Genomic DNA, 19,887 nt, shown 5'->3' with positions numbered 1-19,887 from the left:
GCTTAAATTGAGTGCTGTTTTTGATGTGTTTATGTTAGCGTGACTTTCTGCCCGATCATCACGGTCTCATTCACTTGGACAACTTGCCTGTCAGTATTAGCTGCCTCTAAACAAACAAATTCTTTTTCAGCGCCAACATGAAGATCTTTCATTCGCTGAGCAACCTCAACGCCGGGATTCCATAAAACCCACTGCTGACAATTTGTTGACGATACATTAAGCGTTCTTTGCCATTGTTTATCTTCGATTAAGCATTGTTGGTTAGTGTAATAAATACGATCAACTTCACCCAGACAATTTTCTAAAGCAGCAAGCTGCTGTTCTTTACCCGTAACTTTGTCATCAAAGGGAAACTCAGCTAACGGTGCTACCGTAATATTTTCTGGTGCACTAACGGCGAAGTAACTGTGTAATGCCGCTGAATATTCAAACGCCTTGGATGATAAGTTACTAATAAATAATTTTTGTTCAAATTGATCAGAAAAAATTAACTGCTGCTTCAATTGGTATTGATGAGGCCATAATGGGTGCTCATTTTCTCCAGACAAAGATAAAGTTACCGTAACCCTGTCTTTAGCAACGATCACATCATCAAGTTGCCAATTTCGTTGACGAGCAAAACCATGATTACCCGCTTTTTCACCGCTAGGTGCTTGATATGGACCAAACCATGGCCAACATAAAGGGATCCCACCTCTAATAGGCGTTCCCTGTTCAAAAATAACGTCATCACTTAGCCAAAACACTGGTTTTTGGTTAGCGGGTTGCCAAGCGAGAACATGACCACCATATAAACTTATTTTTGCTGTACAAGTATTATGGATAATTTCTAGTGCATTTATCTGATCGGTAAGCGAAACTTGCTTAATTTGACCAAATTCATTTTCAGCAATAATTGATGACATACAACCTCAAGCGGTATTTAGAAAGTAATAAATAAATCATTATAACGATAATATAAATAACCGTCATCTTGAATACTACTTCGTCATCCTGAACACTACTTCGTCATCCTAATACCAACACCGTCATCCTGAACTTGTTTCAGGATCTGTACTTGTAACAACAAAGACCAGATACTGAAATAAATTCAGCATCACGACAAGAGAAATAAACTCAGCATCACGGCAAAAGTGCTAAACAACAAAGCGCAAAAAAAAGGCATTAAACGAATTATCGTTTAATGCCTTTCGCTATCTAATAGCAAACTGCCAAAAAGGGTTACTTCGTGTAACCTCTTGGCATATCGCTCTCAGTGGTATAGCGTTTACGCAGTTTGTCTTGACGACTCTGCGTTGAGGTCTCTTTGCCGTTAATCCACATTTTATCTACTTTCGTACTAAGCTCGAAAGGGTCAGCACTCCATAAAACCAAGTCGGCTTTTTTACCAACGGCAATACGACCCGCATTAATATTAAAAGCATCGGCAACATTGGCAGTAACAGCGGCAAGTGCTTGGTCTTTAGTTAAACCATTAGCAATTGCATTACCCGCTTCAAAACGCAGCTGATACAAATTATGTGCGTCGCTTATCGCTAAAGCAACATTGATACCTGCTTGGGTTAATTTCGCCGTATTGTCTAGTGAAGAATGTAGCGAATCAAAACTACTCGGTAAGTTATCTAAAGCACCAAATATAACAGGGACTTTTGCTGCAGCTAATTGCTCGGTAATTAATATCGCATCAGCACCGCCAGCAATCACTAAATCAAGATTAAATTCAGCTTTTAGTTTTAGTAATTCGAGTAAGTCTGTGGCGCGGTCGGCATAAGCTACAAGCGGTTTATCACCGGCTAATAAGGCGTTGATAATTTTTTCATCACGCTTTAATTCTTTTGGTTCTTTTTGCTTCTCGTCAGCCTTTTTATCTTTTTTCGCTGTTTTAGCGTCTTCAGCAGCCTTGGTTAAGGCCTTTTGGGCATCTTCAAGCGTGTAACGCAGTTTTTGTAGGTTTAGAGCGCGTGAACCACTGCTTTTAGCACCAAGATCTATGATGACGGCATTTTCTTTAATGTAAACACTGTCAAACTCGCCTGAGAGGTCTGTTACAAAGGTTTGCCCTTTGAACATACTATCACCACCGCTAGGCACTGAAACGTTACTGGTGATACCACCTTTGCGTGTATAAGGCACAACCGTCGAGCGTGGGTTAAAAGCGATTGATGCATCAAAAGTGATGTCCGCTTTTTTATCACTAGCATCACGCGTTCGTGATACTGCACTCACTTCAACCAAACCTAATGTATTCATTGAACCAATTAAACCCGGTGTCAGTATTTTCCCCATCGCATCGAAGGTTACATCAGCAACAATTTTTTCAGGGTTAATCGCAACAATTTTTCCGTCATCAATAACAACCGTGGCATTTGTTAAAACGCCCTGTTCAGTAACCGTATGAATAGTGGCATTGGTTATTGCTAAACTTTCTGCGTTAGCATGGCTTATTGCCGCTAAAGCAAGTGCAACTAACGAGGCTTTAAATAACTTAATTTTTTTCATGATTACTGCCCTCCCTTTTTAGGTAAAGCCGGAACTTCAGCTTGCCCTAACATAAAGTCACTTGTTGCTTGGTATTTATCATCAAAACGGTCATACACTTTTGCACCATCAACAAATACTTGTTCAGCTTGTGCATAAACGCTGAAAGGACTTTGATTCCAAAGCACTACATCCGCATTTTTACCCGCTTCTAAACTACCCGTTTTATCATCAATTCCTAAAGATTTAGCTGCATTTAAGGTGATCCAACGAATCGCTTCTGCTGGTTTCAAGGCAAAACCATTTTCGTTAGCACGGTACATTACTTTACCTGCTTCTTGGTTTAAACGCTGAATAGTACTGTTTGAGTCTGAGTGAACAATCGCACAAGAGTTTTTCACTGCGTTAACAACCGCAACGTTTTCGTGGATCATGTCGTAAGCTTCCATTTTGAAACCCCACCAATCAGGCCACATGGCTGCACAGTTTCCATTTTCAGCTAATAAGTCAGCAATTTTGTAACCTTCAATCGCATGATGAAAAGTCCCTGACTGGTAATTAAACTCTTTACCCAGATCAATCATCATCGCCATTTCTTCAGCTTTGTAACAATGATTGTGAATTAAAATTTCACCGTCAAGCACGCCACGAAGGGTATCAAGCTCTAAATCTCGTGCTGGCGCTAAAGGATTTTTCCCCGCTTCATAGTCACGGTCGTATTTTTCCCAGGCATGTTTATACTCAGTCGCTTCTGCCCAAGCCATGCGGTAACCTGCCATGTTACCCATACGAGTTGAGGGTAATATTTTACGGCTACCGTAAACACGCTTAGGGTTTTCACCACAAGCCATTTTTAAACCATAAGGCGCTTCTGGAAACTTCATGCCTTGCATCGTATGGCTTGATACATTACGAAGCGTTACACCACGGCCACCAAATAAATTAGCCGAGCCAGGTAAAATTTGCATTGTAGTAACACCGCCAGCACGGGCAGCATTAAAACCAGGATCTTGTGGCCAAATACTATGTTCAGACCAAACTTCAGAAGTATTGGGCGAACTCATTTCATTACCGTCTGAGTGTGACTCAGCCGAAGGGCTTGGATAAACCCCTAAATGCGAATGCACATCGATAACACCAGGCGTAACCCATTTATCTGTTCCATCAATTTCGACAGCACCCGCAGCGGACAAATTTTTGCCCACTTGAGATATTTTTCCATCAGTCATCAACACATCAGCATTATCAAAACGCTCACCATTACCAATTAATACCGTGGTATTTTTGATTAATGTCGTTTGCTTAGGTAGAGGTTGATAAGTACTCGGATAAGGGTTTTTATTAATAGACACTTTTGGGTCTTGCTGCTCAGACTCTAAACAGCCAGATAACGCGAGTGATACGCTAAGCGCCAACAACGTAGGCGCGATGCTTTGCTTGATATGCATTTAATGCTTCCTGTGCGGATTATTATTTTGGGGTTTAATAGTCAACAATAAAATGATTTGAACAATACGGCAAGTGAACCTGAGCCAATTACGTCCAATGGTTATACATTCACGATGAATGGAGAATGAAGCAAGTGAACTACTCGGCACTAAAGTACCGAGCTTCAGCAAACCTAGATTAGGCTGCTTCTTTTTTCTCAGATCCCAAACCAAACTTTGATTGTTCAAAGACTTTCGTTTTAGAAGGTGATTTCTGCTGAGGTTTGGGCAACGCCCTAACTAATATTCCATTAGCCATTAAATCTTTTTCGCCCGTATCTGCCACTGATATAGCCGCAGACAAATCTCTGCATTGCACTGTGCCACAGCTTTCACACGCGAAACTTCTCACACTTAAATCGAATTTATGTTCGTGCTTACATTCACAACAAATGCCCGACGATTTCACAAATCGACCTATTTCATGGTACACAGCACCATTTAACTCAGCCTTGTACTTGGTTAATTCCGTGATCATACCCATCACATTATCGTTAACCATTTGACCATTAAACTGCTGCATTCCTTTCACGTTTAAATCCTCAAACACGATAATATCGCTACTCTTGGCTATCAAACAGCTTGTTTCGTGAGCGAACGCGAGGCGTTGGCGAGAGATTTTTCCGTGAATTTTGTTTAAGCGTGATTTTGTTTTGTGCCAGCGATTAGAGCCTTTTTTTCGACGGCTCAACTGGACTTGAATTTGCTTTAATTTCACTGATGCTTTTTTAAAAGCTTTAGGGTTTTTAACATACAACCCATTAGAGCCAACAACGGTGTGCTGACTGTTTATATCGTACCCGACAAGCGTTGATAGCACTTGCTTTGCGCTCTTACACTCAACTTCTTGTGTGAGTGAGACGTACCATTTTCCGTGCTTAAATAGAACCGTAGCCGTCTTTATTTTACTCACTAATTTTCGATGTAAAACAATCGGTACTTTACCAATTTTAGGGATGCTGATTGAGCCATTTTCAATACGGATACAATTGGAGTTATTGACGCATCGAAAGCTATCATCGTGCAGTTTCTTTTGCTTAAAACTCACCCTAAACGTTGGAAATTGCTGAAGTCGACCTTTGGTAAATGCGTTCTTTAAAGCAGTTTCTAGATCACGGGCTACCTGTTGTGATGCCGCAGAATCAAAGGCTTTAAGCCACGAGAATTCTTCGAACTTTTTCAAGTCGCGAATTAACCCCGCCATTTCATGGTAAAACAAGAACGTTTTATCGTAGCGATAACGACGCATATTTTCAGATAGCAATAAGTTCCACAACCCACGCGCATATGAGCCAAACTCTACAAGTTTAACTTCATGGTCTACTGTTGGTTTGAGCCGATAATTGTATCTTAGCGTCCTTTTCATATACTGTATAGACTACTGTATAAGCAGGAGATCGTCAAGATATTATCGATTCATCTCGGCACTGAAGTACCGAGTATTCTCGACGGTAGCGATAAATAAGCGTATTTCAGATACTAAAAGCACATAGATAATTTGCCTTTTGGATTTTGCTCACTCCCATGCCGTCATGCTGAATTTATTTCAGTATCTGGTTTTTGTAGAGCAAGTACAGATCCTGAAACGAGTTCAGGATGACGGAGATTGTATCAGGATAACGGAGCTCGCTTTACACTCTTGCCGTCATACTGAATTTATTTCAGTATCTGGTCTTTGTGGTTGCAAGTACAGATCCTGAAACGAGTTCAGGATGACGGAGATTGTATCAGGATAACGGAGCTCGCTTTACACTATTGCCGTCATGCTGAATTTATTTCAGTATCTGGTCTTTGTAGAGCAAGTACAGATCCTGAAACGAGTTCCAATGCGGATCGTTTTAGATGAATTATTCGTGAAAGGTGATGATGTTCATTTCTGACTGAGTTATTTGTGAAGGATGACGGTGCTCGTTCAGGATGACAGAACATTTTCTAGGCTCAAGGGTCTCTTCAGAATGATTGTCTTAGAGTTCAAAGTCACCAAAATCAAGATCTGTTGAGGGATCTGGTTTTGCTTTTGATTGGGGATCAAGTAACGAAGGTTGTTGCGTTTCTATCTGGGTTGGAATAACTTTAACTTTCGGTTTGGCATTTTTACGTTTTTTGCGTTGCAAGCAGCGTTTAACCACTTTTTGTTTGTTATCAGACGTTAAGTTTATCCACGTTTGGCGTTCTTCACGCGTACGGTAGCAGCCAAGACAATTGCCTTTTTCATCAGACTGACACACACCCATACAAGGGCTGGGAACATCAAAAAACTCTAATTGCATAAAAACCTTCGGCCAAACTTAAAAAGCCTATACATAATGTATAGGCTTGTATCATATTAGTCTAATTTATCAGTAGCAATATGATAGTCAGGGTCTTCAATCACGTTGATTTCAACTAGGCTACCCGCTTTGGTCAATAACTTTGTACATTCACTGCTTAAATGTCTTAAGTGCATGGTTTTGCCGCGCGACAAATAACGGTCAGCTAAGGTATCAATCGCTTCAATAGCAGAATGGTCAACAACGCGTGAATTTTTAAATTCTACAATAATGTCGCTACTTGCTTCATCCATATCAAACTGCTCTAAAAAGTTTGCAACCGAACCAAAAAATAACGGTCCCTTAACATCATAAACGGTTGAGCCATGCTCGTTAGTAGAGCGATGAACGGTAACGTGTTTTGCATGTTCCCAAGCAAAAACTAGCGCTGAGACAATAACACCAACAACAACAGCAATAGCAAGATCTGAATAAACAGTAACACCTGAGACAAGAATTATCACAAAGGCATCAGCCTTCGGCACTTTGCCTAAAATGCGGAAACTCGACCATTCAAAGGTACCAATAACAACAATAAACATAACGCCGACTAAGGCCGCTAGAGGGATTTGTTCAATTAAACCTGAGGCAAATAAAATAAAGCCAAGTAATGCTAATGCCGCAGTAATACCTGATGCTCGACCTCGACCACCCGAGTTCACATTGATCATTGATTGACCAATCATTGCACAACCACCCATACCGCCAAAGAAACCCGTAACAGTATTTGCTGCACCCTGTGCAATACATTCTTGGTTACCACGGCCACGAGTACCGGTTAACTCATCAATAAGGGTTAACGTTAATAATGATTCAATTAAACCAATCGCTGCTAATACGATAGCGAATGGAAAGATGATTTTTAACATTTCTAAATCAAACGGTACGCTAGGTATGCTAAATGTTGGTAATCCGCCGGCTATAGAGGCAACATCACCCACTAACTTAGTATCTAGATTAAGGCCGAAAACTAAGAATGACACAGCAACTATCGCGACCAATGTCGACGGTACCGCTTTAGTTAACTTAGGGAAAAAATGAATAATTGCCATGGTTAAAAGAATTAACCCTGCCATGGTATAAAGAGGTGCCCCTTGCATCCATTCTAATTCACCCGCGTCATTAGTAAATTTGAATTGACCAAGCTGAGCTAAAAATATAACGATGGCTAAACCATTAACAAAGCCAAGCATAACCGGATGGGGTACTAAGCGGATAAACTTACCCAGTTTAAAAATACCAGCAAGAATTTGCAGCAAGCCTGTTAATACCACCGTAGCGAATAAATACTCAACACCATGAATAGCCACTAGACTCACCATGACAACAGCCATAGCGCCGGTTGCACCAGAAATCATGCCAGGGCGTCCACCGAAAACAGAGGTAATTAAACCCACCATAAAAGCAGCATATAAACCAACAAGAGGGTCGACACCAGCAACAAATGCAAAAGCAACAGCTTCGGGCACTAGCGCTAAGGCGACGGTAAGTCCTGAAAGAACATCGTTCTTCAGGTTAGAAACTTTACTGGCATGTAATTCGAACATTGCACTCTCATTTTATGGATAGTGGGGTGTAACCTGACGACGTCCTAATAATAGGAAAACTTAACAAGAAGCGTTAATTGACTTATTTGAGGGTATATCAAGGTAAAAGCGCGGGAATACTATAGATTTGCCGTGAAAAAGTCAATAACTAGCCACTTTTATGACTAGTTATTGTTCATATTTGAATGCTACTTATTAGTATAACTATTAAAACGTTTGATTAGATTTTGACTTGAAGCTGACAGCATTGACATTTCGCCACCATTGATTGCTGATAAAATACTGTTGCCTAATTGTTTGCCCAGTTCAACACCCCATTGGTCAAAAGAATTTAACTGCCAAATAACACCTTGTACAAAAATTTTATGTTCATAAAGTGCAAGCAAGGCCCCTAAATTTTCGGGTGTCATTTCTTCAAGTAATAAGGTGTTACTGGGTGTATTACCTTTCATGGTTTTATGTGGCGCAAGTGGAGAAATTTCGTCAGGTGTTAAGCCAGCGGCGTCAAGTTCACCTTCAACTTCATTTAAGGTTTTACCGCGCATTAACGCTTCACTTTGCGCAAAACAATTAGCCACTAATACTTGATGATGCTCAGGCAAATTGCTCGCGCCTTTTAAACAGACAATAAAGTCGGTAGGAATAATATCATCGCTTTGATGCATTAATTGCATAAAAGCATGCTGACCATTTGTCCCCTCTTGACCAAAAACAGTGGGGGCGGTTTGCCACGCTAACTTCTCGCCAGTATTAGATACTGACTTACCATTACTTTCCATATCTGTTTGTTGTAGATAACCGGGTAAAGCCCGCAAAGAATGGTCGTACGGTAAAATAGCAAGGCTTGAATACTGCAAAGCATTACGATTCCAAATACCAAGCAGTGCCATTAACACCGGCATATTCTGCTCAAAGGGAGCATTTTGAAAATGCTGGTCCATTTGATAAGCGCCCTGCTTCAGCTTATTGAAATTTTCATTGCCAATCACTAAAGCCAGCGGTAAACCAACAGCAGACCAAAGCGAAAATCGTCCGCCTACCCAATCCCACATCGGAAGAATGTTTTTTTCTAAAACACCAAACTCAGTCGCTTTAACGATATTAGTACTAACCGCAAACCACTGTTTTTCAATAATATCAGTATCAGAAGAATGCTTTAGCATCCAGTTTTTAACCGCAAGCGCATTTAATAATGTTTCTTGGGTGGTAAAAGTTTTAGAAATAACAACGACCAAGGTGGTAGCAACATTCAGCTTAGCGAGTTTCTCTTCAACTGCAGCGCCGTCAACATTGGCAATAACATGGGCATTCAAGCCGGTGGTATGAAAAGTACTTAATGCAGAAAGCGCCACTTTAATACCGTAATAAGAGCCACCAATACCAATAGCGATAATATCAGTGAACTTTTCACCAGAAGCTGAAAGTAACGTTCCCGAACTAATATCATTAACGATGTCGGCCATGTGCTGCTCAGTGGCAATAACTTCGTCAGCTTGTGCACCTAATATCGCTTGTTTTTTTTCGTCAGGGGCACGAAGAACGGTATGAAGCACGGCACGCTTTTCAGTGTTATTGATAACCTCACCACAGAACTGCGCGTTGATATTTTCAGCTAAACTAGACTTTTCTGCTAATTCAAAAAGCTGATTAAGTTCTGTCGAGTTAATGTTTTGTTTAGAGAAGTCGAGGTATAGACCAGCATTGCTAGTTGAGTATTGATCAACACGGCTTTGGTCAGTAGAGAACAATGAAATAATTGCCCGAGACTTGGCCGCTTTAGAAAGCGCTGATAAAGAAGATATATCCATATTTATACTTTTCTTATAGTAAATTTAAAATAGGTGAAGGTTCGTCATGCTGATACCGTTATTCTGTGGGATAACAGTCATCCTGATAACGTCATCCTGTGGGATAACAGTCACCCTGAACACAACACCGTCATCCTGAACTTGTTTCAGGATCTGTACTTACAACAACAAAGACCAGATACTGAAATAAATTCAGCATGACGACAAGAGTGCTGAACGATCACCGACTCTCTGATACCAACACCGGCATCCTAAGAAATAAAAGTCATCCGGTGCGATAACCATCATCCTGAACACTACTCCGTCATCCTGAACTTGTTTCAGGATCTGCACTTGCGACAACAAAGACCAGATACTGAAATGAATTCAGCATGACGACAAGAGTGCTAAACGATTACCTGATACCAACACCATCATCCTGTGGAATAACCATCATCCTGAACTTGTTTCAGGATCTGTACTTATAACAACAAAGACCAGATACTGAAATAAATTCAGCATGACGACAGAAGTACTAAACGATCACCGACTCTCTGATACCGTCATCCGAATGGATAAACATCATCCGGTGCGATAACCGTCATCTTGAACACTACTCCGTCATCCTGAACTTGTTTCAGGATCCGTACTTATAACAACAAAGACCAGATACTGAAATAAATTTAGCATGACGACAAAAGTGCTAAACGATTAACGACTCCCTGATACCAACACCGTCATCCTGAACTTGTTTCAGGATCTGTACTTACAACGACAAAGACCAGATACTGAAATAAATTCAGCATGACGACAGAAGTACTAAACGATTAACGACTCTCTGATACCAACACCATCATCCTGAACACTACACCGTCATCCTGAACTTGTTTCAGGATCTGTACTTACAACAACAAAAACCAGATACTGAAATAAATTCAGCATGACGACAGAAGTACTAAACGATTAACGACTCCCTGATACCAATAACGTAATCCTGTGGGATAACCATCATCCTGATACCAACGCCATCATCCTGAACACTACACAGTCATCCTGAACTTGTTTCAGGATCTGTACTTGCGACAACAAAAACCAGATACTGAAATGAATTCAGCATGACGACAAAAGTACAAAGTTCAAAGTTCAAAGTTCAAAAACACAAAAGCACAAAAGCACAAAAACAGTTGTTACTTCATCAAGTCGGTTAAATATGCTCTGAAATCATCAGCTAATTCTGGGTGGCGTAAACCGTATTCTACATTCGCTTTCATATAGCCTAGTTTAGAACCACAGTCATGTGACTTACCTGTCATATGGAAAGCTTCAACCGTTTCTTTTTCCATTAACATCGCAATAGCGTCAGTTAATTGAATTTCATCACCAGCACCTGGAGGGGTTAACTTTAATAAATCCCAAATTTTCTCAGAAAGGACATAGCGACCAACAACGGCTAAGTTTGATGGCGCGTCTTCCATTGCTGGTTTTTCAACAATAGCCGTCATAGTTTTTGACTCACCGGGGGCAAGCTCAACACCACCACAATCAACCACACCATAACTACTGACTTGATCCATTGGTACAGGTTCAACCATAATTTGGCTGTAACCACCCACTTCATCATAACGCGTTAACATCGCCGCTAAATTTTCAGTTTTCAAATCGGCCGTAGCATCATCTAAAATAACATCAGGTAGTACCACAACAAAAGGTTCGTTACCAATAATAGGACGAGCCTTCAATACAGCATGACCCAAGCCTTTCGCTTCACCTTGACGAACATGCAGTATGGTAACGTCTTTCGGGCAAATAGCTTGAATCTCTTCAAGCAACTGACGCTTAACACGATTTTCTAAAGTCGTTTCAAGTTCAAAAGATTTATCAAAATGATTTTCAATGGCGTTTTTTGAAGAATGGGTAACTAGCACAATTTCTTTAATACCTGCCGCAACACATTCATTAACTATGTATTGGATCATCGGCTTGTCTACAATTGGCAGCATTTCTTTGGGAATTGCTTTAGTTGCTGGCAACATACGAGTACCAAGACCCGCTACTGGAATTACCGCTTTTGTTATTTTATTTGTCATTTTCGTCCCTAAATTTTTACGATAACTAATATTAAAGGGACTTTTAGCAATTGTCACGGTGAAATAAACATTTCCCCCCAACAAATAAAAAATGACATCAATTGATGTCATTTTTATCGTGAAAAAATTTTAGCCTGATATTGTTTATTTTTTGTAGAACTCTCTATACCAGCTAGTGAACTACTCGGCACTAAAGTACCGAGCTTCTGCAATCTAGCTTTTAACGGCTAGGCTACTTCTTTTTTCTCAGTTCCCACACCAAACTTTGATTGCTCAAAGACTTTCATTTTAGAAGGTGATTTCTGCTGAGTGTTGGGCAACGCCCTAACTAATATCCCATTAGCTATTAACTCTTTTTCGCCGGTGTCTGCCACTGACTTAGCGGCAGACAAATCTCTACACTGCACTGTGCCGCAGCGCTCACACGCGAAATTTCTCACTCTCAAATCGAATTTATGCTCATGTTTGCATTCGCAACAAATGCCTGACGATTTCACATATCGACCTATTTCATGGTACACAGCGCCATTTAATTCAGCCTTGTACTTAGTTAACGCTGTGACCATACCCATCACATTATCGTTCACCATTTTACCATTAAACTGCTGCATTCCTTTCACGTTTAAATCCTCAAACACGATAATATCACTGGTCTTGGCTATCGAACATGATACTTCGTGCGCAAACGCTAGGCGTTGGCGAGAGATTTTTCCGTGAAGTTTATTTAAGCGTGTTTTTGTTTTGTGCCAGCGAGTAGAGCCTTTCTTTCGACGGCTCAACTGGACTTGAATTTGCTTTAATTTTGTTGAAGATTTTTTGAAAGTTTTCGGGTTTTTAACGTACCACCCATTTGAACCAACGACGGTGTACTGGCTGTTAATATCATAACCTACAAGCGTTGATAATACTTGCTTTGCGCTTTTGCAGTCAACTTCTTGAGTGAGTGAAATATACCATTTACCATGTTTAAATTGAACGGTAGCTGATTTTATTTTACTGACTAGTTTTCGATGTAAAACAATCGGCACTTTACCAATTTCAGGGAGGCTAACAGCCCCTTTTTCGATGCGGATACAGTTGGAATTATTAACGCACCTAAAGCTGTCATCGTGAAGCTTTTTTTGTTTAAAGCTCACTTTGAAAGTAGGAAACTGCTGCAATCGACCTTTTGTGAATGCGTTTTTTAAAGCCGCTTCCAAATCACGAGCTACTTGCTGTGCCGCAGCAGCGTCGAAGGCTTTGAGCCAAAAGAATTCGTCGAACTTTTTCAAGTCACGAATTAACCCCGCCATTTCAGGGTAAAACAAAAACGTTTTATCGTATCGATATCGACGTATATTTTCAGACAGCAACAAGTTCCACAGCCCACGAGCATATGAGCCAAACGCTACGAGTTTAACTTCTTGGTCTACTGTTGGCTTGAGCCGGTAATTGTATTTGAGCGTCCTTTTCATATACTGTATAGCGTACTGTACAAGCAGAGATTGTCAAGAAATTATCGATTCATCTCGGTACTAAAGTACCGAGTTTTCTCGACGGTGCTAATAAAATTTAGAGCCTGATGTAAATTTAATTTTTTGAACATACGAACCGGACACAACCTGCCTAAAAACAAAATAAAGCACTAATAATCAGTAAGTTAACCACATTTAAATTTAGAAGTAATAAATATATATATTGAGATAAAGTAAGTGGTAAGAAAAAGATAGAGCAAGGGATGCCCTGTATTTATCAAAAAGGACGTTTATATGAATAAAGTAATATTATTGCACCGTTGATTTTTCTTTGCAGCTTACATTTTGGAACTCTCGTTCTTTACAAAATGCGAAGACACATATCCCCTAACATAAAAAATAAAGACCATTCCCTTCGATTATTCACTGTTTAGTGACAAATACGTAGATCAACGTCTGTTTTCCTGTGAGATTATTTATAAAAAAATTGAGGTTCTAGTTCACCTTGATACGTGTTTAATTTAATAAATACTCAGCTATTTCACGTTTGATTAATATTTATATTTTTATCTACCTATATTTAGATGAATTAGTTCACACATGAGGGTATTGGCGAATTTCTTGTGAGATTATTTATAACCAAATTAAGGTGCTAATTGACCTTGATACGTGTTTATTTTAATAAATAATCAGTTATTTCACATTTAATGCATATTTAGATGAAGTAATTCACACAATACCGAATAAGAAAACATATTGTCATAAAGCCTAAATATATAAGTTAAATATCGGAGTAAACGTATGAGTTCAAGTAAATCTAATAATAGCGTTTTAAAAAAACCACAAAAAACAAGTAATAACGCGAGTACCAATAAAACAAAAAAGAGGAACAAGAAAAAAGTGATCAATCTAAGCAAATTTAGCTTCATAAAAGACATAAGAGAGTTAAATAAAGCTGAAGAGTACTTTTTAAATATTGCGTTTAACAATCTAACGGCATTCAAGTTGATGATTGAACAATTACAAAAAATCAGCATTGCACTCATAGAATTGGATGGTGAGTATTACCCGGTTCAATATGCTGAATTTTGGTATGTTGCCAAAAAGCAATACCCCGACATAAAAATCAATAGCTATATATCCAGTCAAGTGAATACCTTAGAAGAACTGAAGCAAATACTTGTTTTACATTCTTATTTAACCACTTTTTCTTCAATAAAAATGAGTGAATTAAAATCGATTGAAAAAAACTTAAATGACATTGTTGATCTGGGGTTTAAGTTTAGTCAGCATCAGTACGCAAAAATCCTTGGAATAAATCAATCCTCGTTAAGTATCGCCGCTAAAACGCGTGCAGAAAACACTGATAAATCTACTGGACATAAACAACTTGAACACGATGTTTTTAATCAAAATATTGTGAATGACTTTGACTCAATGTTTGATTGGTAAAAAGGAATAATTTGATGCCCTATCCTAATTATATCGTAAATTCTGAAAAAATAGCGTCAACAGGAATATACGCCAACGTCTATAACTATGATGTTCAGAGAGTTTGGCAAGCATTTAAGCTACCGCCTTTATCTCCTTTATTTGATCGTCTTAGTGAGATACTCCCACTTTTCCACCGAATGTGCTGTGAACTTGTACCCGAAAAAAATGCATATCAAAGAAAGCAGCAAGAGGAGCTAAAAAGCGCTATTGCTCTTTTATTTAAGAATAAGGTGATAGCGACATCAGGTGCCACTAACAAAAGAAAGATAACTCGCCGTGATTTACATGACTTCCTAACCGATCACCCACTTTTTTCGACGCTAGTGTTAATTGCTAGCAATCACCAGAAAAACGAAATTGATCTGCATTGGTGGACATTGCTCACTGCTCGTATTTACTTATTGTTACCTGATGATCTCTATTCCCCATTACTAGCACTCGACAAAGCAAGAGCGTTGAATATAGACATCTCAACGCTCACGAAGCATGTGACAATCGCTGAATTTTATATACTGACTAATTTTGAACTAAAAGCTCAGCTTGTTGTGCTGAATGATATTAGTCCAACGTTCGATACGATTTCTCAGTATCTCGTACGTAAACCACGTATAAATAAAATTAAAAAGAACGGGCTTCAGTGTTTAACTGACCACTCATTTGATTTCCAAGGTGATCAACTGCAACAGTATCAATTTGTTGATGAAAGTGGAGAAGTTCAACAGTCGTATTTAACACTGAAACCGAGCAAGCCTTTAAGTATAAAGTCGCAACAGCAACACTACCGTCAAAAGCTAGGGGGACTAAAAAGTGCAATACGCAGGCAAAACCTTAAGCTACCACTGAGTCAGAAGGCACTGACACCAAAAGAGCTGGAAGGCTTCCTCACATATAGCTTTCCACAATTGATGGATAACACATTAGATATCATTACACAAAAAGAGTGCTGGTATTGGGTGATCATCTTTCTCGAGTTGTGGCTAGCTCTCCCATATTCTCAGATCAAATCACTGAGGTTATTTAACCAGCGTACAAGGAAAATTATAGATCATGATACACAGCCTGGTTTGCACTACCATTTGACTAATGATGGTCACTGCCATGCTTACTTAGTGATAACACAGTTATTGGTCAAGGGAAAACAAGCACCATCAGCAACATCGAATGTGTACTCTACCAGTAGTGATGATAGGCCTGTGACACTGATCGTTCCCTATCCTCTCCAGCACCTTTTATATATCCCATTAAAGCTAGTCAATGCTACGAAAAGACACGCTAACCCCTTAGTTTATATCTCCAAGATTGATGAACAACAATACCGTAACTGGTTAAAAGAAAAGATAAAAGCTTACAACAGTCATTGCCACCAATATGTCAAGGCTGCTCAAATTCGAAGCTGCTTTCATCACTATATTTCGGGCCGCATTCCAAGTTCTTACTTGGGATGGCAGCAAGGTAGCGCGATGATCCAACATTACTATAGCAACGCGGATAAGCAAACTTTGCAATATACACTCCATAACCAATGGCTGAACTTCATAAAAGAGATTGGGTTCTCTCTCGAAGCGGGTTCACTGATAGGATCTGATGAACTTAGCAAGCCTGAAGGTAAAAACAGTCTGCAAAGTTTTGGGGCGGCACTTTCAGTAAAACAAGATCACCTTAAATTACTCGCTGATTACTTTGAAAATAGCTTTATCAAATACACACAACTTCGCCAAAAGAAATTAAGGCAGGGTATCGAAAAGGTTAGTCAACTCATCACCTGTTATATTGCCTTAAGAGCCTGTTTTAGCGGTGGATTACGGCCAGTAAAACAACCTTTTCCTGCATTCTCAGCGACTAGCCTAGTGCACAGCATTTTTACAACCCAAGATAAAGACGCCCATAAAAATGGCGAACATCGCTTGATCTTTCTCGACAACACGTTGAGCGAAATTTGGAAGCAGTGGACTGACTGGTTTTACAGCTCTTCCTACCTAAATATCTCGGAACAACCTAGCCTAGCGAATTTAAAGAAGGGTCAACCGATAGAAATGAATAAAGAAGTACTTCAAAATGTATTTACAAAACTAAATATTCAACTTGATCCAAACAGCTTTCGTCAAAGCTTATGTACTTTGTGGATAGATAACGACTTACACGCACCGACCTCTGATAAGTTCAACCAACAACACCTCAATTTACAAATGAATCATTTTAAAATCGGACAATCACCACTCGGGCAATACAATTTATGCAGCCCTATTCAACTTGCTGTTCAACAGTCAGTTAAGTTGTCGTCCCTAATGAGCGTATTTAATAAAAGTGACAAAGCATGCCTGTTACTCATTGAAAAACTCATTGACAATGGAAGGGCTCTTTAATGAAACACAAAATAAACGACTATCACAATCATCTTCTCACAGAGCTTGCTGATGAGGATCGCGAGAGAAGAGAGTTGATCACCGAGTTTTTGGCCATCCCTGAAATTCACAAACTATTAATAAAATCTGTTGATAAATGGGCTGCTAATTCGATAGCTACGCTCCCGCGTCTTTTAAGGGACTACATATCGACAGATGCTGAGCTAAGCTGCTTTAACTTATGCATACAAGCGCTTTTTCGTTTGCATCAAAAGCAAGCCCCAAAACTTAAAGCCCCTGCTCAACTGATTTCATCCCCCGTTGACACACCACTTTTTCACGCTGATACATTGCCGATTAATTTAGTTACTCAACTCTGTGAACGTCTCTATCACCCTAACCAGATTGATTTGAACCGTTCAATGAATAACCAACACCAACTTACATTTGGTCGATGGTTGTTACTCTGCGCACTCGAATGCAATATCAATCGTTTATCAGCATTAAATGAACTAGCAGCACTGCCTTTTGATGCTTGGTATTTTTTTGAAGCGGTTCCTGCTATTACTGCATTTTTGCCCAATAGCCACCAGAGAGTTTGGTTGAGACCAATGGGCGCATTACTGCTTCATCACTTAAACAGCTCTGAGCTTCCCCACTTAGATTCAACTAAGAAAATGGCAGGAAAAAATATAGCACAAAAAGCAATCAACACTTATCTCGAGTTTGCGTTTGCTGACTTGAGCGAAGCGTTGAATAAATATCCACTTACCTCCATTTTACGTGATATTGGTTTACTGCAACAACCGGCAGGCTTGCACCAGTATTGGCCAAACGAGCATAGTCTCACTGATGAACAGTTAGTTCACTTATTTACCAATACACCCGTAGAGATCACAGCGTCATCTTCACGAAGCATCACAACGTTAAGACTTCCCTATGAATCAGATAACCAGACAGCTAAGGGAGACAATACAAAAGCAAAGCGTCATGTGAATGGTACGCTCAGACATTATATGACAGTTAATGTAAAAAATGATCATCGTGCAGCAAGCTATCAAGAATGCCTTCGCCAATTAAAAAACTGTCAGCAATGCCCAATGAACCTCGCACTATTAATGGCGATTTCGTGGATCGCCTATTTGTTCGAAAACGGCTCTCCTTGGACAGAAAAGCTAGCCGCGAGGTCTTTATTAACATATTTTTCTGACGTTAATCAATTTATTCAAACAGCCTTCGGTACCTATGACTTTAGGAGGCTTAGTACAAATAACCTTAACAAACAGAGCCAAGCAGCAATTGATCAGATCTCATGCAGTAAACGCCAATTAACCTGCGTACGCTTTTTGCACTTCATCAATCGATTTAATGAGTTACCGACTATCGATATTGAACAAATCAATTTAACACATCGCGATGGTCGGGTACGCACTAACTACTTAAGTCCTCGTCAATTCGACCTAATTTGTGAGAAATTTAAAACAGGAAAAGGGATTTTTGAACAGCAAATCACCTTGTTTATGCAGCTTTGCTATTACGGGTGCTTTCGTGAAGATGATGTACTGAGTTTAAAGGTTGGGGATATTGATTTTGAGTGTGGGCTCATTAACATCACACCAGATAAAAAACGAAAGTCTTTGCAAAGCGTTCGGAAGTTTCCATTATGCATGTTGAGCGATGATGTATTGAGACAGTTGATCACGCTATACCAACAGAGATTAAATATCACAGGAAAAGAGGCATTACTTTTTGACGAATGGCCGTATCACACACTCGAGCAACAATTCATCACTTTTTTAAGAAAAGAAACCTTAGATGATACCTGGGTAACACATTTACTTCGTCATTGTGGAGCGAACAATGCCCTACTCACTTTTTCACTACTTACGGGACTGATAAGCTATTTGCCGGGCGCATTTGAACATCCGTTATTTTCCAAGGAAAAGTTAACACATATTAAAGCCTTTTTTAGTGCACTAGGCACTACCTTTGATTTAACTTTTCCGGTGCTAGATGCAATTGCTTTACTGGTTGGGCATGCAGGCCCTGCAACCACCTTAGGTAATTATTTACACTTAGTAGATTATGTTATTTTTCAACAATCAAAAACGGAATACACTGTATCGAAACCAGAATTACTACACTGCGTTAGCGCTAACTTAAAGTACGGGTTTAATCTTGCCAAAAAATTAAGCACACCATCAAAACAAACAAAAAAATGTGTTTGGCTGTTAAAAAACGAAACACTTCGATGGGTCATAACAAAATACAATAAAGTACCAAACTTTTATAAGGCAAAGGTTAAACCTCATCTATCAACAAACATGCTAACGCCAGACAATAATCTATGCTTTAGCCGTTTTACTCAGCAGCTATCCTTAGCTTCTCAAGGTCTCAATGATACGCAATTGGCGCCATGGATGATGGTGTTCATCGAAAAAACATCGGAACTTCCATCACCGTTAACACTTTTAACGAATCAATACATCCCTTGGTTAAAACTTAGTCAGCATCTCGACTGGCGGATAAATGACTTTACGAGCATTGAAGTAACCGCATTACGTCAATTACAACACAAATTAAAAATAAACATGCCAATTAATAATATCAGAGAGTTAAAGCGACACTTAAACGCCTTAAATGCCATAGACATCGATAAACACTATCCAATAACAATGTCAGGAAAGGACAGTGTTCAGCTCAACTCTTGGAAAGACGTGATAGATAAAACAGGCCGTCCATGTCGAATAACTGAAGGTACATCAAAATCGGCAACGGCAGCGCTACGACCTTACCGTCTCAATTGGGCTCTGTGGTTAATATTACCGGAAATAATCGACTTAATTTTAGCCTACCTGACTTTTACAGAAAGTGTATTTACACGCTCAATGGTGAAATAAAC

Annotated in this window: 12 protein-coding genes; 3 read left to right on the top strand and 9 right to left on the bottom strand. The window is 39.5% G+C overall.

The window, feature by feature from the left end:
• Positions 1-29: 29 nt before the first annotated feature.
• The 9 genes from H4J62_RS14280 to H4J62_RS14240 form a co-directional block, all read right to left on the bottom strand.
• A complete protein-coding gene (locus H4J62_RS14280; protein ID WP_182217339.1) occupies positions 30-905 on the bottom strand; it encodes a D-hexose-6-phosphate mutarotase in 876 nt (291 codons plus the stop codon).
• Between the two features lie 316 nt (positions 906-1,221).
• A complete protein-coding gene (locus tag H4J62_RS14275; protein WP_182217364.1) occupies positions 1,222-2,490 on the bottom strand; it encodes an amidohydrolase family protein in 1,269 nt (422 codons plus the stop codon).
• Between the two features lie 11 nt (positions 2,491-2,501).
• Positions 2,502-3,926 carry an amidohydrolase gene (locus H4J62_RS14270; RefSeq protein WP_182217337.1) on the bottom strand — a complete coding sequence of 475 codons (1,425 nt, stop codon included), beginning with the start codon at positions 3,924-3,926 and terminating at the stop codon, positions 2,502-2,504.
• A 178-nt stretch (positions 3,927-4,104) separates the two neighbouring features.
• Positions 4,105-5,331 (bottom strand): RNA-guided endonuclease TnpB family protein, encoded by a 1,227-nt coding sequence (locus H4J62_RS14265; RefSeq protein WP_182217336.1) that lies wholly within the window; start codon positions 5,329-5,331, stop codon positions 4,105-4,107.
• A 598-nt stretch (positions 5,332-5,929) separates the two neighbouring features.
• The gene (locus H4J62_RS14260) at positions 5,930-6,235 is read right to left on the bottom strand and encodes a DUF1289 domain-containing protein (RefSeq protein ID WP_182217334.1); all 306 of its coding nucleotides are present in this window, start codon (positions 6,233-6,235) and stop codon (positions 5,930-5,932) included.
• A 56-nt stretch (positions 6,236-6,291) separates the two neighbouring features.
• Positions 6,292-7,821, bottom strand: coding sequence for a SulP family inorganic anion transporter (locus H4J62_RS14255; RefSeq protein ID WP_182217332.1), 1,530 nt, complete (start codon positions 7,819-7,821; stop codon positions 6,292-6,294).
• Positions 7,822-8,009: 188 nt separating this feature from the next.
• Positions 8,010-9,629 carry a glucose-6-phosphate isomerase gene (gene pgi / locus H4J62_RS14250; RefSeq protein WP_182217330.1) on the bottom strand — a complete coding sequence of 540 codons (1,620 nt, stop codon included), beginning with the start codon at positions 9,627-9,629 and terminating at the stop codon, positions 8,010-8,012.
• Positions 9,630-10,795: 1,166 nt separating this feature from the next.
• Positions 10,796-11,695, bottom strand: a complete 900-nt coding sequence (galU, locus tag H4J62_RS14245) for a UTP--glucose-1-phosphate uridylyltransferase GalU (protein ID WP_182217329.1) — start codon at positions 11,693-11,695, stop codon at positions 10,796-10,798.
• Between the two features lie 227 nt (positions 11,696-11,922).
• On the bottom strand, positions 11,923-13,149 hold the full coding sequence (locus H4J62_RS14240) for an RNA-guided endonuclease TnpB family protein (protein ID WP_182217327.1): 1,227 nt from the start codon (positions 13,147-13,149) through the stop codon (positions 11,923-11,925).
• Positions 13,150-13,950: 801 nt separating this feature from the next.
• On the opposite strand from H4J62_RS14240, the gene H4J62_RS14235 reads away from it, so the two are divergent.
• From H4J62_RS14235 to H4J62_RS14225, 3 genes are read left to right on the top strand one after another with little or no spacing between them, the layout of a single operon-like run.
• Positions 13,951-14,601, top strand: a complete 651-nt coding sequence (locus H4J62_RS14235; RefSeq protein ID WP_182217326.1) for a hypothetical protein — start codon at positions 13,951-13,953, stop codon at positions 14,599-14,601.
• Positions 14,602-14,615: 14 nt separating this feature from the next.
• Positions 14,616-17,006, top strand: a complete 2,391-nt coding sequence (locus tag H4J62_RS14230; protein ID WP_182217324.1) for a hypothetical protein — start codon at positions 14,616-14,618, stop codon at positions 17,004-17,006.
• Positions 17,006-19,885: a site-specific integrase gene (locus H4J62_RS14225; RefSeq protein WP_182217322.1), complete on the top strand. Its 2,880-nt coding sequence runs from the start codon at positions 17,006-17,008 to the stop codon at positions 19,883-19,885. The genes H4J62_RS14230 and H4J62_RS14225 overlap by 1 nt, the downstream gene beginning before the upstream one ends.
• Positions 19,886-19,887 lie beyond the last annotated feature (2 nt).

Origin of the sequence: Colwellia sp. BRX8-5 (assembly GCF_014077325.1) — a bacterium.
GTDB lineage: Bacteria > Pseudomonadota > Gammaproteobacteria > Enterobacterales > Alteromonadaceae > Colwellia_A.
The sequence above is the reverse complement of the archived record's forward strand: the minus strand, read 5'-3'. Positions and strand labels throughout refer to the sequence as shown.